Raw genomic sequence first — 12039 nt, forward strand, 5'->3', positions numbered from 1 at the left:
TGGATGAGGATGGGGCCCCGCCGCGGCGGGGCCCCATCCTCATCCAGGCGCAGGTGACTATCGATGGGGACTTCAGGCTGTCGAACACCTGGTAGGTCCCCTGCCGGTCAACGGGGCTGGACAAGCTCACAGAATGCTGAGCGTCGCTGTTCCGGTGACGCTGGTGACGCCTGTGCTCGCGCAGGCGGTGGGACTGAGCTGGGGAAGCACGACCACCTTCCTGACGCTGCTGCCGATGGCGTACCCCTCGTAAATGGCTCCGGTGGACGTGATGGTCGTCGTGCCGTCCGCCGCCGTGGCGCGGGTGATCTGGGTGAAAACCACGGTGGAGGCCAACTGGCCCTGGTTCCAGTAGTAGGTGACGGTTTCCTGCGGATTGGACGCTGCACCCAGCAGGCAGTTCGCCGTGATCACCCGGGCGGACGTCATCTCGCCGTTTGATACGCGAGTGGTCAGTGAGGTGCACGAATAGTTTTCTTCGAAACCGTTGGAGAGCACCCGGGTCGTATTGGTGATCCCAGGGTCGAAGGTCTCGGTGTCACTGCCCTGGCAGGTGATGTCCGCCACCCGCACCGCGGCGTTCGCGGGAGCGGCCCCGAGGCCGGCCACTACCAGAGCGGCGACGGCCCCGCACCTGCCCGCGTTCAACGCCCAGTTTTTCTTCATCACTTCGGACCTCCAAAGAGAATCTGCTTGAGAAGGATTTTCTTGAGGGAAAATATAGGCAGGAATCCACGGCGGAACCATAGCCCGGATGGGTTAAAAAAAGTGCCACGCGCGGCCATGGCCCTCTGGCTTGATCGCATTTCTCTCCCCCCTCCCACGGAAGTCGCGGCGGTGCCTGCCCCATGGACGGACGAACCGGTTTGACGCACCGTCAGGGAGGGAGAGAAAAGCATGGCCAGGCGGTGGCGCAACCGGGTGCGGCAGCCGGGCCGCATCGCGACCGGCCCGGCCATGGGCAGTCGGCCGGCACGGCGGCCGCTGACCGTCGCGACCGGCGTGCGGCCGCGTCGGCCTCAGGTATGTCCTCGGGGCTGGCTGCCCTCCCGGCTTCGCACAGCGCGGCACACCGCTGAGTCATCAGGTGAGGAGGAGGGTGGTGACTCCGGCGGTGCTGGTCAAGCCGGTGGGGCTCTGGCAGGCGGTGAGGTCGAGGACGGGTTCGATGATGGTGAGGACGCCGGTGTCGCCGGTGAAAAGGCCGGAGGTGATGTGACCGGTCAGGGTGATGACGTTCTGTCCGTTGACGATGGTGACGGTGCGGGTGAAGGACAGCGTGCTGGTGGCTCCGGTGTTCCAGGTGAAGTCCTGTGTGCCGGTGCTGGTGTCGAGGAGGTCCTGGCAGGAGTACGGGGCGACGACCGTGCCGCTGCTGTGTCCGCTGGTGATCTCCGAATGGCTGGAGGAGGCGCAGACGCCGAGCGCCAAGTCGTAGAGGATGACCACGACGGCGACGACGAGCACGGCGATCGCCGCCACGGCGACGACGAGGGTGCCCCACGAGGAGAACTCGTCGAAGGCGGACTCCGCGAGGGGGGACGGCTGCAGGGTGTCGGCGCTGGGTGTCACGTCAGAACTCCTGGCGGGTCGTGGGAGCCCTGCGGCCGGTTGCCGGAGCGGTCCACCGGCGTCAGGCCGTTGTGCCCTGCGGCGGCGGGCCCGGTCGCCGGTGGTCCGCGGCGTGGTGCCTGGGGCCGGGCCTGCGTCGGGGGGTGTCAGGCGCTGTTGCGCGCCGGGAGCTTCCAGCCGGGGCGGGGGTAGTGGCAGGTGTAGCCGTTGGGGATGCGCTGCAGATAGTCCTGGTGCTCGGGTTCGGCCTCCCAGAACTCCCCGAGCGGGACGACCTCGGTGACCACCTCGCCGGGCCACAGGCCGCTCGCGTCGACGTCCGCGATGGTGTCCCTGGCGATGCGCTCCTGTTCGGCGTCGGCGTAGAAGATCGCTGAGCGGTAGCTGGAGCCGATGTCGTTGCCCTGGCGGTCGACGGTCGTCGGGTCGTGGATCTGGAAGAAGAACTCCAGGATCTCGCGGTAGCTGGTGCGTTCGGGGTCGTAGACGATCTCGACGGCCTCCGCGTGGCCGTCGTGCCGGCGGTAGGTGGCGTCGGGCAGGGTGCCGCCGGTGTATCCGACCCGGGTGGAGACGATGCCGGGGCGGGAGCGCAGCAGTTCCTGCATCCCCCAGAAGCAGCCGCCCGCCAGGACGGCCGTGCGCGTGTTCATGGGACTCCCGTGGTGTCAGGTCCGGCCGCGGGCCGGAACGTTCGACCTGTGCGGGGCCGTCCGTGCCTGCGGGTGCGGACGGCTGGGCGGCCGGGGACCGCGAGGACCGGTCCCCGGCCCAGGGAACCCGAAAGAGCCGGGCCCTGCCAGCCGGGCGATGGGAGCGGAGCGACGGTCACGGCCGGGGGATCGGTGGCTCCGTCCCCGCTCCCCGGGCGGATGGGCAGGACGGTGAAGCCTGCGGGCCGGTCCGTGAACGCGCAGGGTAGCGGCTTCGGGCCAGGGCTCACCCGCCTGGTCCAATTGCGCGGTGTGTCGGCTGCGGAGCGTAGGGGCCTTGCGCTTGGCTGATTCCCGTACCGGACGCCGTCCCGCCTTCGTGCCGCACGAGCACCGGTACCGACGTCAGCCGTTTCCGCTGACCGTTCCGGATCTTCGACCGGTGATCCCGGACGTTCCCGAAGCCGAATTCGGAGTCACTCATGCCCTACTGCACGACACGTGACGGTGTGGAGATCTTCTACAAGGACTGGGGGAGCGGCCGCCCGGTCGTCTTCATCCACGGCTGGCCGCTGAACGGCGACGCCTGGCAGGACCAGCTGAAGGCCGTCGCCGACGCCGGATTCCGCGGCATCGCCCACGACCGGCGCGGCCACGGCCGCTCCACCCCCGTGTGGGACGGCTACGACTTCGACACCTTCGCCGACGACCTGAACGACCTGCTCACCAGCCTCGACCTGAGCGACGTCACCCTGGTCGCGCACTCGATGGGCGGCGGCGAGCTGGCCCGCTACATCGGCCGGCACGGCACCTCCCGGATCAAGTCCGCGGTGCTGCTCTCCGCCATCCCGCCGCTGATGATCCAGGGCCCGGACAACCCCGAGGGCGTCCCGCAGGAGGTCTTCGACGGCATCAAGGCCGGGATCCTCAAGGAGCGCTCGCAGTTCTGGAAGGACACCGCGGTCGGGTTCCTCTCGGCGAACCGCCCGGGCACCAAGGCCACCGAGGGCAACAAGGACGCCTTCTGGTACATGGCCATGGCCGAGACCATCGAAGGCGGTGTGGCCTGCGTGGACGCCTTCGCGCACACCGACTTCCACGAGGACCTGAAGAAGTTCGACGTCCCGCTGCTGGTGGTGCACGGCGACGACGACCAGGTCGTCCCGATCGACGCCACCGGCCGCAAGACCGCCAAGCTCGTCCCCGGCGCCGTCCTCAAGGTCTACGAGGGCGGCTCACACGGCATCGCCGTCGTCCCCGGCGACAAGGAACGCTTCAACGCCGACCTGCTCCAGTTCCTCAAGTCCTGACCGCACCGGAGCCGGGCGGTGCCCGGTCCGGGCGCGTCTTCGGGGGCCTGTGGTGTGCGGGGCGGGGGCCGTCCCCGCCCCGCACACCACAGGTGGGTAGGCCCACTGTCCGTTCCGAAGCCACCTCGGAGCCCTGATGCAACCGGTCACGACGACCGCCGCCCGGCCGGAGCAGCACGGGCGGCTGCTCCACGTGCTGTTCCCGCACGCCGCGCCGGAGCCGGCGCGCCGGTGGCGGCTGACGGCGCAGGTCGCCCTCGGCGGTGCGGCGGGTGCGGCGGCCCGCGCCGGTGCGGACCTGGCCTGGCACGCGGGCGGGGGGTTCCCGTGGCCGACGTTCGCGATCAACGCGGTCGGGTGCGCGGCGATGGGCGTGCTGATGACCGTCCTGCACGCCCAGACGGGTGCGCCCGCTTGGGCGGGACCGGTGCTCGGCAGCGGCTTGCTCGGCGGGTTCACCACCTTCTCGGCCTTCGCCAACGACATCCGACGCCTGCTCGCCGACGGGCGGACGGTTACCGGCCTCGGATACGCGGCGGCGAGCCTGGCCGTCTGCGTCGGTGCGGCCGCCCTGGCGGGCGCGCTGACCGCCCGCGTCGTCACGGCTCCGGTGGTGCGGGCGTGAGCGGCGCGGGGTGGGTGTGGCTGGCACTCGGGGCGGCCGTCGCCTCGCCGCTGCGGTTCTGGGCCGGTGTGCGGGGCGCCTCCACCGCCCAACGGCCCTTCCCCGTCGGCACGTTCACCGTCAATGCCGCCGCCTGCCTGCTACTGGGAGTCGCGCTGGAGAAGCGGCACGTGCAGGCGTGGGTGCAGGACCTGATCGCGGTAGGCGTGTGCGGTGCGCTGTCGACCTGGTCGACGCTCGCGTGGGAGACCACCGGTTTCCTGCGCATGCGGCGCTACCGCCCGGCCGCAAGCCGCCTCGGCTCCAGCGCGGTCGTCGGCGTCCTGCTCGCCTGGGCGGACAACGCGGTCGGCGGCCTCCTCTGGTGATCGCCGTGGTCCGGCGCCCCGTTGTCGCCGTGCCCGCACCCGTTTGATCAGAAACCCCGTCCCATCCCCTGTTCCCGTACCAGGAAGGCCCGTTCCATGCCCGACGACAACGACGTGCAGCAGGTGACCAACGCGTTCCCCGAGAACACGAACCCGGCGGCGGAGGGCTGTCCGGTGCAGGACATGGCCGCGGACCCGATGAAGGGTGACGGCATCCGCCACTGGTGGCCCGAGCGGCTGAACCTCGACGTGCTGCGCCGCCACGCCGCGACCCATTCCCCCAACGGCGAGGGCTTCGACTACGCCGCCGCGTTCGACGCCCTCGACCTGGCGGCCGTCAAGCGGGACATCGAGCAGACGCTGACGACCTCGCAGGACTGGTGGCCCGCGGACTTCGGCCACTACGGCCCGTTCGTCATCCGGATGGCGTGGCACCTGTCGGGCACCTACCGCGTCACCGACGGCCGCGGCGGCAACGGGGCCGGGCTGCAGCGCTTCGCCCCGGTCAACTCCTGGCCCGACAACGTCAACCTGGACAAGGCGCGGCGCCTGCTGTGGCCGGTGAAGCAGAAGTACGGCAAGGCGCTGTCCTGGGCGGACCTGATGGTGCTGTCGGGCAACGTGGCGCTGGAGTCGATGGGTTTTGCCACCTTCGGCTTCGGTGGCGGCCGCGAGGAGGTGTGGGGCCCGGACGAGGCGGTGTACTGGGGCCCGGAGACGGTGTGGCTGACCGACGAGCGGCACAAGGACGACGGGGAGCTGCTGGCGCCGCTCGCGGCGGACACGATGGGCCTGATCTACGTCAACCCCGAGGGTCCGCGGGGCAATCCGGACCCGATGGCGTCGGCCACCGACATCCGGGAGACCTTCGCCCGGATGGCGATGAACGACGAGGAGACGGTGGCGCTGTGCGCGGGCGGGCACACCTTCGGCAAGACCCACGGCGCCGCGGGCTCCGAGCACCTGGGCCCCGAGCCGGAGGCCGCACCGATCGAGCAGCAGGGCCTGGGCTGGAGGAGTGACTTCGGCACCGGCAAGGGCAACGACACCATCACCTCCGGTCTGGAGGTGATCTGGACCGACACCCCCACGCGCTGGGACAACCGCTACTTCGAGATCCTGCTGGGCTACGAGTGGGAGCCGACCCGCAGCCCCGGCGGGGCGCACCAGTGGCAGCCCAAGGGCGGGGCGGGCAAGGACACCGTCCCCGACCCGCACGACCCCGCCGGGCGCCGCACCCCGGCGATGCTCACCACGGACGTGGCGCTGCGGGTCGACCCCGACTACGCGCGGATCTGCCGCCGCTTCCTGGAGCACCCCGAGGAGTTCGCGGACGCCTTCGCCCGCGCCTGGTACAAGCTCACCCACCGCGACATGGGCCCCGTCAGCCGCTACCTGGGCCCCGAGGTCGCCGCCGAGCAGCTGATCTGGCAGGACCCGCTCCCCGAGCCCGTCGAGGCCCCGCTGGACGCCGGCGCCGTCGAGCAGCTCAAGTCCCGGGTGCTGGCCGCCGGGATCCCGCTGGCGGACCTGGTGTGGCTGGCCTGGTCCTCCGCGTCCACCTTCCGGCGCAGTGACAAGCGCGGCGGCGCCAACGGCGCCCGGATCCGGCTGGAGCCGCAGAACGGCTGGGAGGTCAACGAGCCCTACCGGCTCTCCACCCTGCTGGGCCAGGTGGAGGGCATCCGGGAGGCGTTCAACTCCTCCCGGCCCGCCGGGCACGGAGTCTCGCTGGCCGACCTGGTCGTGCTGGCGGGCACCGCCGCGGTGGAGAAGGCCGCCGCCGACGCCGGGCACGAGGTCCGGGTGCCGTTCACGCCGGGCCGGGTCGACGCGACGCAGGAGCACACCGACGTCGAGGGCTTCTCCTACCTCGATCCGCCCGCCGACGGCTTCCGCAACCACCTCGGCAAGGACGACACCCTGCCCGCCGAGTACCGCCTGGTCGACCGGGCCGACCTGCTGGGCCTGAGCCCCCAGGAGCTGACCGTCCTGGTCGGCGGCCTGCGCACGCTGGGGGCGACCTACCAGAACGCCCCGCTGGGCGTGCTCACCCGTACCCCGGGCGTGCTGACCAACGACTGGTACGTCAACCTCCTCGACCAGGGCACCACCTGGACCCCCACGGCCCACGACCCGCAGGTCTTCGAAGGCCGCGACGCCGCTGGCACGCTCCGCTGGACCGCCAGCCGCACCGACCTCGTCTTCGGCTCCCACGCCGAACTGCGCGCCCTCGCCGAGGTCTACGCCAGCGCGGACGGGGCCGGGCAGTTCGTCACCGACTTCGCGGCCGCCTGGGCCAAGGTCATGGACCTCGACCGCTATGACCTGACCGTCCGCCGACCCTGACCCGGCGGCCCGCCCCCGTCGGCCGGACGGGCGTACCACCGCGCCCGTCCGGCGCGTCCACCGCCAAAACCCCCGCCCGTACCCTCCGAAGGAGACCACCGTGACCGATCCCGCCCCGCAGGACCCGCTGCCCGCCGAGGACGACGGTGTCCTCGACCCGGCGGACTCGCTGGAGACCGACGACCTCGACGACGACCCGCTGGAGGCCGGCATCGTCACCGCCGACGGCTACCGCGGCGCCACCGGCTACGGCACCACCGCGACGGAGGCCGCGGCCGGGGAGTCCCTGGACCGGCTGCTCGCCGAGGAGGAGCCCGACACCCCCGGCCCCGACGTCGACGACCGCTGGTCGGACGGCCCCGGCCCACGGGCCGGACGGCTGGTGGAGGACGGGACGGACCTGTCCGCCGAGGACGCCGGCCCGGACGGCGGCGCGGCCGGGGCGGAGGAGGCGGCTGTCCACCTGACCGACGCGGACGCCGACGAGGCCGCGGAGTTCGACGACGCCGACGCGTCCGAGTCGCTGTCCGACGCGCTCCGGTTCACGGCGGCGGACGACCTGCGCGACGCCGACCCGGACGCCGGGGACGACTACCGCTGACCCCGCGCCCGGTGCCGATGTGCGACACCGCGGCAACCGGCCTTTCATGGAAGGCACGGCGCCCCGCCCCGCCCGCCCCACTCCGGGAGGACCCGCATGAGCCTGTCACCCGGCTTCTCCGGCCGCCGTGGCTTCGACACCTCCCGCCTGCCGCCCGGCCAGTACCCCACCTACGACTTCCCCGTCCTGTCCGCCGGGCCCACGCCCGAGGTCGACACCGCGGAGTGGGAGTTCACCGTCACCAGCGAGACCGGCTGGCGCGCCACCTGGACGTGGGAGCAGTTCCAGGCCCTGCCGCAGCAGGAGGTCACCACCGACCTGCACTGCGTGACCCGCTGGTCGAAGTTCGACACCCGCTGGCGCGGCGTCAGCCTCGACGTCCTCCTCGCGGAGGCCGAGAGCGCGGCGGACTTCGTGATCGCCCACTGCCACGGCGGCTACACCACCAACCTGCCGCTGGAGGACGTCCTCGACGGGCAGGCGTGGGTCGTCCACGCGTACGACGGGTTCCCGCTCTCGCCCGAGCACGGCGGCCCGGCCCGGCTGCTGGTACCGCACCTGTACCTGTGGAAGTCCGCGAAGTGGGTGCGCGGCCTGACCCTCAGCACGGTCGACGAACCCGGCTTCTGGGAGGCGGCGGGCTACCACAACCACGGCGACCCCTGGCGCGAACAGCGCACCTGGCAGGACTGAGACCGATCCCCGGACGCACGAGGAGCCCGACGATGGCGACGCTCACCCCAGGATTCCACGGCCATCGCCGCACCCGCGGCGACCGCCTCCCGCCCGGCCAGTTCCTCACCGAGGACTTCCCCGTGCTCTCCGCCGGACCGACCCCCGCCGTCCCGCCGGAGCGCTGGCGGTTCACCCTGACCACCGAGACCGGCCAGCAGCACGCCTGGTCCTGGGCGGAACTGATGACCCTGCCGCAGGAGGACGTCACCACCGACCTGCACTGCGTGACCCGCTGGTCGAAGTTCGACACCCGCTGGCGCGGCGTCAGCCTCGACACCCTGCTGGACGGCGTCACCACCGGTGCCCGCTACGCCCTCGCCGAGTGCCACGGCGGCTACACCACCAACCTGTCACTGGACGACCTGCGGGGCGGGAAGGCGTGGATCGCCCACACCTACGACGGCGAGCCGCTGGCCGCCGAGCACGGCGGCCCGGCCCGGCTGCTGGTGCCGCACCTGTACTTCTGGAAGTCCGCGAAGTGGATCAGCGGCATCACGCTCGCCGCCGAGGACCGCCGGGGCTTCTGGGAACAGCTCGGCTACCACGACCACGGCGACCCCTGGCGCGAACAGCGCACCTGGAACGACTGAACCGGAGGGGGAAGCGATGGGTCGCTGGAGGATCGCCGAACTGGAGTCCCGCACCCCCGAGGGCGCGACGGCGCGCACCCTGCGCCTGCGCGTGGCCGACTGGCCCGGACACCTGCCCGGGCAGCACGTGGACGTCCGGCTCACCGGCGACGACGGCTACCGGGCGGTGCGCAGCTACTCGCTCTCCGCGCCCGCCGACGGCGACCGGATCGAGATCTCCGTCCAGCCGGCCCCGTACGGCGAGGTGTCGCCCTACCTCGCCGAGGACTTCCCGGTCGGCGCCGGGATCGAGGTCACGGGCCCGCTCGGCGGCTGGTTCGTCTGGAGACCGGGGAGCCCCGGGCCCGTCCTGCTGGTGGCCGGCGGCTCGGGCGTCGCGCCGCTCGCCGCCATGCTGCGCGCCCGGCTCGACCTCGGCGACGCCGGGCCCCCGTTCCACCTCGCCTACTCGCTGCGCGACCCGGGGCAGCGCTGGTTCGGCCCGCTGCTGGACGGCATCGCCGAGGCCGAGGACCCCGCCGTCACCGCCGCCTGCCTGTACACCCGCACCGCACCGCCCGGGCACCCCCGGCCGGTCGGCCGGATCACCACCGCCGACCTCGACCTGCCGGGCTTCCGGCCCGCCGACGCCGCCCTCGCCTTCGTCTGCGGACCCACCGCCTTCGTCGAGAAGGCCGCCGACCTGCTCGTCCACCTCGGCCACCGACCCGACCGCGTCCGCACCGAACGGTTCGGCTGACACCCCGGGAGACCCCATGCACGACGGAAACGCCCTCGCCGGACCGCTGTCCGAACTCTTCCTCCCCGACCCCACCACCGCCTGGCGCCTGTGCCCCGGCTGCGGCACCGACGCCGCCCTCGCCACCCTGCACGTCTACGACCAGGGCCCCGCCGCCGTCGCCCGCTGCCCCCGCTGCTCCGAGATCGCCTTCCGCATCGCCCGCCACCCCGGCCAGCTCTGGTTCGACTTCGGCCACGGCGGAGCCCTGCGCTTCCCCACCACCTGATTCCGTCCTGTACTGATGGCCCCGGCAGAGAGCGAAGTGACAACCATGGACGAACTGATCGACGACTGGGCGGGTCGGCTGCGCGCCATCGCGCCCCACGTGAGCGAGCAGGACAGCCGCTCCTATGTCTACGACCTCGTGCAGGCCGCTCAGCAGGCCCAGGACGCGGAGAGTGCGGAAACCGCGTTCGAACGGGAGGAGTAGCCGCTCGTACAGGCCGGTCGGACCTGTGCGGATCCGCACGCCCCGACCCGCTTGTACGAGCCGTCAGGGCGCGCGGGACGCACCGCGCCGGGAGAGCAGGAGGCAGAGCGCTCCCGCGCCGAGGAAGCCGAGTGCGGCCGCCAGCGCCGCGCGTGCGGCGTTGCTGGTCGGTCCGGCACGGCAGCTTCGGCGTACGGGCGGATGAGCGCGGTGCGGTGCATGGCGGCAGGTCCTCGTATCGGGGTGGCGTCACGGGCTGAGCAGGGTCTTGACGGTGGGGCGCCCGGCCCGGCCCGGTGCCGTGTGGCCGGGGTGCGCGCGCAAGGTGGCCCGGCGTTACTTGCCTCTGTAGACGGGGAAGGCGCTGTGCTCGCCGTAGTCCACGTCGCGTAGCTCGCGCAGAGCGTCCATGTCGTCGGCGGAGATCTCGAAGTCGACCTCGGCGTTGGAGCGCATGTGCTCGGGGTTGGTCGTCTTGGGCAGAGACACCGTGTCCAGCTGCAGGGTGTAGCGGATGCACAGCTGCGGCACGGATACGCCGTACTTGTGCGCCATCGTCTGGACGTCGGCGTTCTTCAGGATCGCGCCGTGGGCGATCGGCGAGTACGCCTCGACCAGGATCTGCTTGCCCTCGCAGTAGGCCAGCAGGTCGGAGGGCGTGTTGCCGGCGTGCACGAGCAGCTGGTTCACGTGGGGGACGACGCTCGCGCCCTGAAGGATGTTCTCCAGGTCGTGCTGCTGGAAGTTGGAGACGCCGATGGAGCGGATCTTGCCAGCCTGGTGGGCGTCCTCCAGAGCACGCCACGCCTCGCGGTTGCCCTGGGCGTAGTCGCCGCCGCGGAAGTCGTCCCACGGCTGCGGGCTGTGGATCAGCATCAGGTCGACGTAGTCCAGGCCAAGCTTGTCCAAGGAGCCGTCGATCGCGGCGAGCGCCTGGTCGTAGTCCTTGATCTCGGCGGCGAGCTTGGTCGACACGAACAGCTCGTCGCGGGCCAGCCCCGAGGAGCGCACGCCCTCGCCGACGCCGCGCTCGTTGCCGTAGGCCTGGGCGGTGTCGATGTTGCGGTACCCGATCGCCACGGCCGCGCGGACCGCGCCGGCCGCCTCGTCGTCGTCGTCGATGAACCAGGTGCCGAGCCCCAGCCGGGGGATCTCGACGCCGTTCGACAGCGTGTACGTCTCGTCCAGGACGGTCATGCGTGCGCTCCGTTCTTCGGCAGCTTGCCGTACACCTCGTCGGTGACGGGCTCCAGCCATTCGTTGCTGACGTTCTCGCCCGGCGTGATGAAGGCGACGTGGGAGAACCACGCGTCGGCCTTCGCACCGTGCCAGTGCTTCGTGCCCGCCGGGACGCGGACCACCGTTCCCGGCTCCATGCTCACCGGTGCCTCGCCCTCGGCCTGGTACCAGCCACTGCCCGCCGTGCACAGCAGGATCTGGTCACCGCCCCCGCCCGTGCCGTGGTGGATGTGCCAGTTGTTGCGGCAGCCCGGCTCGAAGGAGACGTTGCTGACCGGGACGCTCCCCGAGGCGAGGGGAGCCAGGTAGCTCTGGCCGGTGAAGTACGGCGCGAAGGCGTCGTTCTTCTCCCCGAGGGGGAAGATCTGGTCGAATCCGTTGGACGTCATTCCGTTCTCTCCTCATCGGTTCCCGCCCAGCCCACCGGCCGTGCTGGGTGTTGTTGCGGCTCGCGCCGGGGGTCAGGCGCCGCGCTCGTCGGTGATCTTCTTCAGCTGCGTGATCGCGGTCATCGCGTTGGGCCAGCCGGCGTAGAACGCCAGATGCGTGATCGCCTCCGACAGCTCCTCCACGCTCAGCCCGTTGTCCAGGGCCGCGCCCAGGTGGTAGCCGAGCTGCTCGCCGCGGTACAGCGCCGCCAGCACGCTCACGGTCACCAGGCTCCGGTCCCGCGGCGACAGCCCGGGACGCTCCCAGACATCCTCGAACAGGACCTCGTCGGTGACCTGGACCAGCTTCGGGGCGATTGCGGCAAGCGCCTGGGGCGCGGACTGCTTCGGCATGACG

The 12039-nt window shown here is 71.8% G+C and carries 16 protein-coding genes and 1 pseudogene; 10 read left to right on the forward strand and 7 right to left on the reverse strand.

Annotation, left to right across the window (positions count from 1 at the left end):
* Positions 1 to 126: 126 nt before the first annotated feature.
* The 4 genes and pseudogenes from ACWEO5_RS25370 to msrA all read right to left on the reverse strand — a co-directional run bounded on the left by ACWEO5_RS25370 (position 127) and on the right by msrA (position 2225).
* Complete coding sequence (locus tag ACWEO5_RS25370; RefSeq protein ID WP_452164566.1) at positions 127 to 669, reverse strand: hypothetical protein; 543 nt, start codon at positions 667 to 669, stop codon at positions 127 to 129.
* A gap of 233 nt (positions 670 to 902) precedes the next feature.
* Positions 903 to 1019: pseudogene (locus tag ACWEO5_RS25375) on the reverse strand (IS630 family transposase); the annotation flags it as partial.
* 64 nt (positions 1020 to 1083) lie between these two features.
* Positions 1084 to 1572, reverse strand: coding sequence for a hypothetical protein (locus ACWEO5_RS25380; RefSeq protein ID WP_452164567.1), 489 nt, complete (start codon positions 1570 to 1572; stop codon positions 1084 to 1086).
* Between the two features lie 146 nt (positions 1573 to 1718).
* Positions 1719 to 2225, reverse strand: coding sequence for a peptide-methionine (S)-S-oxide reductase MsrA (gene msrA / locus ACWEO5_RS25385; RefSeq protein WP_452164568.1), 507 nt, complete (start codon positions 2223 to 2225; stop codon positions 1719 to 1721).
* A gap of 482 nt (positions 2226 to 2707) precedes the next feature.
* Here msrA and ACWEO5_RS25390 point away from each other — a divergent pair, with 482 nt between their 5' ends.
* The 10 genes from ACWEO5_RS25390 to ACWEO5_RS25435 all read left to right on the forward strand — a co-directional run bounded on the left by ACWEO5_RS25390 (position 2708) and on the right by ACWEO5_RS25435 (position 10014).
* A complete protein-coding gene (locus ACWEO5_RS25390) occupies positions 2708 to 3535 on the forward strand; it encodes an alpha/beta fold hydrolase (RefSeq protein WP_452164569.1) in 828 nt (275 codons plus the stop codon).
* A 136-nt stretch (positions 3536 to 3671) separates the two neighbouring features.
* The gene (locus ACWEO5_RS25395; protein ID WP_452164570.1) at positions 3672 to 4160 is read left to right on the forward strand and encodes a fluoride efflux transporter FluC; all 489 of its coding nucleotides are present in this window, start codon (positions 3672 to 3674) and stop codon (positions 4158 to 4160) included.
* Positions 4157 to 4528 carry a fluoride efflux transporter FluC gene (locus ACWEO5_RS25400; protein ID WP_452164571.1) on the forward strand — a complete coding sequence of 124 codons (372 nt, stop codon included), beginning with the start codon at positions 4157 to 4159 and terminating at the stop codon, positions 4526 to 4528. Before ACWEO5_RS25395 ends, ACWEO5_RS25400 begins: the two co-directional genes overlap by 4 nt.
* Before the next feature lie 96 nt (positions 4529 to 4624).
* Positions 4625 to 6877 (forward strand): catalase/peroxidase HPI, encoded by a 2253-nt coding sequence (katG, locus tag ACWEO5_RS25405; RefSeq protein ID WP_452164572.1) that lies wholly within the window; start codon positions 4625 to 4627, stop codon positions 6875 to 6877.
* A gap of 100 nt (positions 6878 to 6977) precedes the next feature.
* Positions 6978 to 7478: a DUF5709 domain-containing protein gene (locus tag ACWEO5_RS25410; protein ID WP_452164573.1), complete on the forward strand. Its 501-nt coding sequence runs from the start codon at positions 6978 to 6980 to the stop codon at positions 7476 to 7478.
* A 96-nt stretch (positions 7479 to 7574) separates the two neighbouring features.
* On the forward strand, positions 7575 to 8171 hold the full coding sequence (locus ACWEO5_RS25415) for a sulfite oxidase-like oxidoreductase (RefSeq protein WP_452164574.1): 597 nt from the start codon (positions 7575 to 7577) through the stop codon (positions 8169 to 8171).
* A 32-nt stretch (positions 8172 to 8203) separates the two neighbouring features.
* Positions 8204 to 8803 (forward strand): sulfite oxidase-like oxidoreductase, encoded by a 600-nt coding sequence (locus tag ACWEO5_RS25420; protein WP_452164575.1) that lies wholly within the window; start codon positions 8204 to 8206, stop codon positions 8801 to 8803.
* 16 nt (positions 8804 to 8819) lie between these two features.
* Positions 8820 to 9542, forward strand: coding sequence for an FAD-binding oxidoreductase (locus ACWEO5_RS25425; protein ID WP_452164576.1), 723 nt, complete (start codon positions 8820 to 8822; stop codon positions 9540 to 9542).
* Positions 9543 to 9558: 16 nt separating this feature from the next.
* Entirely contained in the window at positions 9559 to 9810 is a 252-nt protein-coding gene (locus tag ACWEO5_RS25430; RefSeq protein WP_452164577.1) for a DUF6510 family protein, read from the forward strand.
* A gap of 45 nt (positions 9811 to 9855) precedes the next feature.
* Positions 9856 to 10014 carry a hypothetical protein gene (locus ACWEO5_RS25435; protein ID WP_452164578.1) on the forward strand — a complete coding sequence of 53 codons (159 nt, stop codon included), beginning with the start codon at positions 9856 to 9858 and terminating at the stop codon, positions 10012 to 10014.
* Between the two features lie 336 nt (positions 10015 to 10350).
* On the opposite strand, the gene ACWEO5_RS25440 is transcribed toward ACWEO5_RS25435, so the two are convergent.
* The 3 genes from ACWEO5_RS25440 to ACWEO5_RS25450 all read right to left on the reverse strand — a co-directional run bounded on the left by ACWEO5_RS25440 (position 10351) and on the right by ACWEO5_RS25450 (position 12035).
* Positions 10351 to 11211 (reverse strand): aldo/keto reductase, encoded by an 861-nt coding sequence (locus tag ACWEO5_RS25440; protein ID WP_452164579.1) that lies wholly within the window; start codon positions 11209 to 11211, stop codon positions 10351 to 10353.
* Positions 11208 to 11642 (reverse strand): cupin domain-containing protein, encoded by a 435-nt coding sequence (locus ACWEO5_RS25445; RefSeq protein WP_452164580.1) that lies wholly within the window; start codon positions 11640 to 11642, stop codon positions 11208 to 11210. The genes ACWEO5_RS25440 and ACWEO5_RS25445 overlap by 4 nt, the downstream gene beginning before the upstream one ends.
* Before the next feature lie 72 nt (positions 11643 to 11714).
* The gene (locus tag ACWEO5_RS25450) at positions 11715 to 12035 is read right to left on the reverse strand and encodes a carboxymuconolactone decarboxylase family protein (RefSeq protein WP_452164581.1); all 321 of its coding nucleotides are present in this window, start codon (positions 12033 to 12035) and stop codon (positions 11715 to 11717) included.
* Positions 12036 to 12039 lie beyond the last annotated feature (4 nt).

The sequence above is a fragment of the Kitasatospora sp. NPDC004272 genome, assembly GCF_053603035.1.

What these genes read in the sequence shown, in the direction of transcription:
- msrA (WP_452164568.1), bottom strand. Translation starts at nt 2,225, where the DNA reads ATGAACACGCGCACGGCCGTCCTGGCGGGCGGCTGCTTCTGGGGGATG.
- ACWEO5_RS25390 (WP_452164569.1), top strand. Translation starts at nt 2,708, where the DNA reads ATGCCCTACTGCACGACACGTGACGGTGTGGAGATCTTCTACAAGGAC.
- ACWEO5_RS25395 (WP_452164570.1), top strand. Translation starts at nt 3,672, where the DNA reads ATGCAACCGGTCACGACGACCGCCGCCCGGCCGGAGCAGCACGGGCGG.
- katG (WP_452164572.1), top strand. Translation starts at nt 4,625, where the DNA reads ATGCCCGACGACAACGACGTGCAGCAGGTGACCAACGCGTTCCCCGAG.
- ACWEO5_RS25415 (WP_452164574.1), top strand. Translation starts at nt 7,575, where the DNA reads ATGAGCCTGTCACCCGGCTTCTCCGGCCGCCGTGGCTTCGACACCTCC.
- ACWEO5_RS25420 (WP_452164575.1), top strand. Translation starts at nt 8,204, where the DNA reads ATGGCGACGCTCACCCCAGGATTCCACGGCCATCGCCGCACCCGCGGC.
- ACWEO5_RS25425 (WP_452164576.1), top strand. Translation starts at nt 8,820, where the DNA reads ATGGGTCGCTGGAGGATCGCCGAACTGGAGTCCCGCACCCCCGAGGGC.
- ACWEO5_RS25430 (WP_452164577.1), top strand. Translation starts at nt 9,559, where the DNA reads ATGCACGACGGAAACGCCCTCGCCGGACCGCTGTCCGAACTCTTCCTC.
- ACWEO5_RS25435 (WP_452164578.1), top strand. Translation starts at nt 9,856, where the DNA reads ATGGACGAACTGATCGACGACTGGGCGGGTCGGCTGCGCGCCATCGCG.
- ACWEO5_RS25440 (WP_452164579.1), bottom strand. Translation starts at nt 11,211, where the DNA reads ATGACCGTCCTGGACGAGACGTACACGCTGTCGAACGGCGTCGAGATC.
- ACWEO5_RS25445 (WP_452164580.1), bottom strand. Translation starts at nt 11,642, where the DNA reads ATGACGTCCAACGGATTCGACCAGATCTTCCCCCTCGGGGAGAAGAAC.
- ACWEO5_RS25450 (WP_452164581.1), bottom strand. Translation starts at nt 12,035, where the DNA reads ATGCCGAAGCAGTCCGCGCCCCAGGCGCTTGCCGCAATCGCCCCGAAG.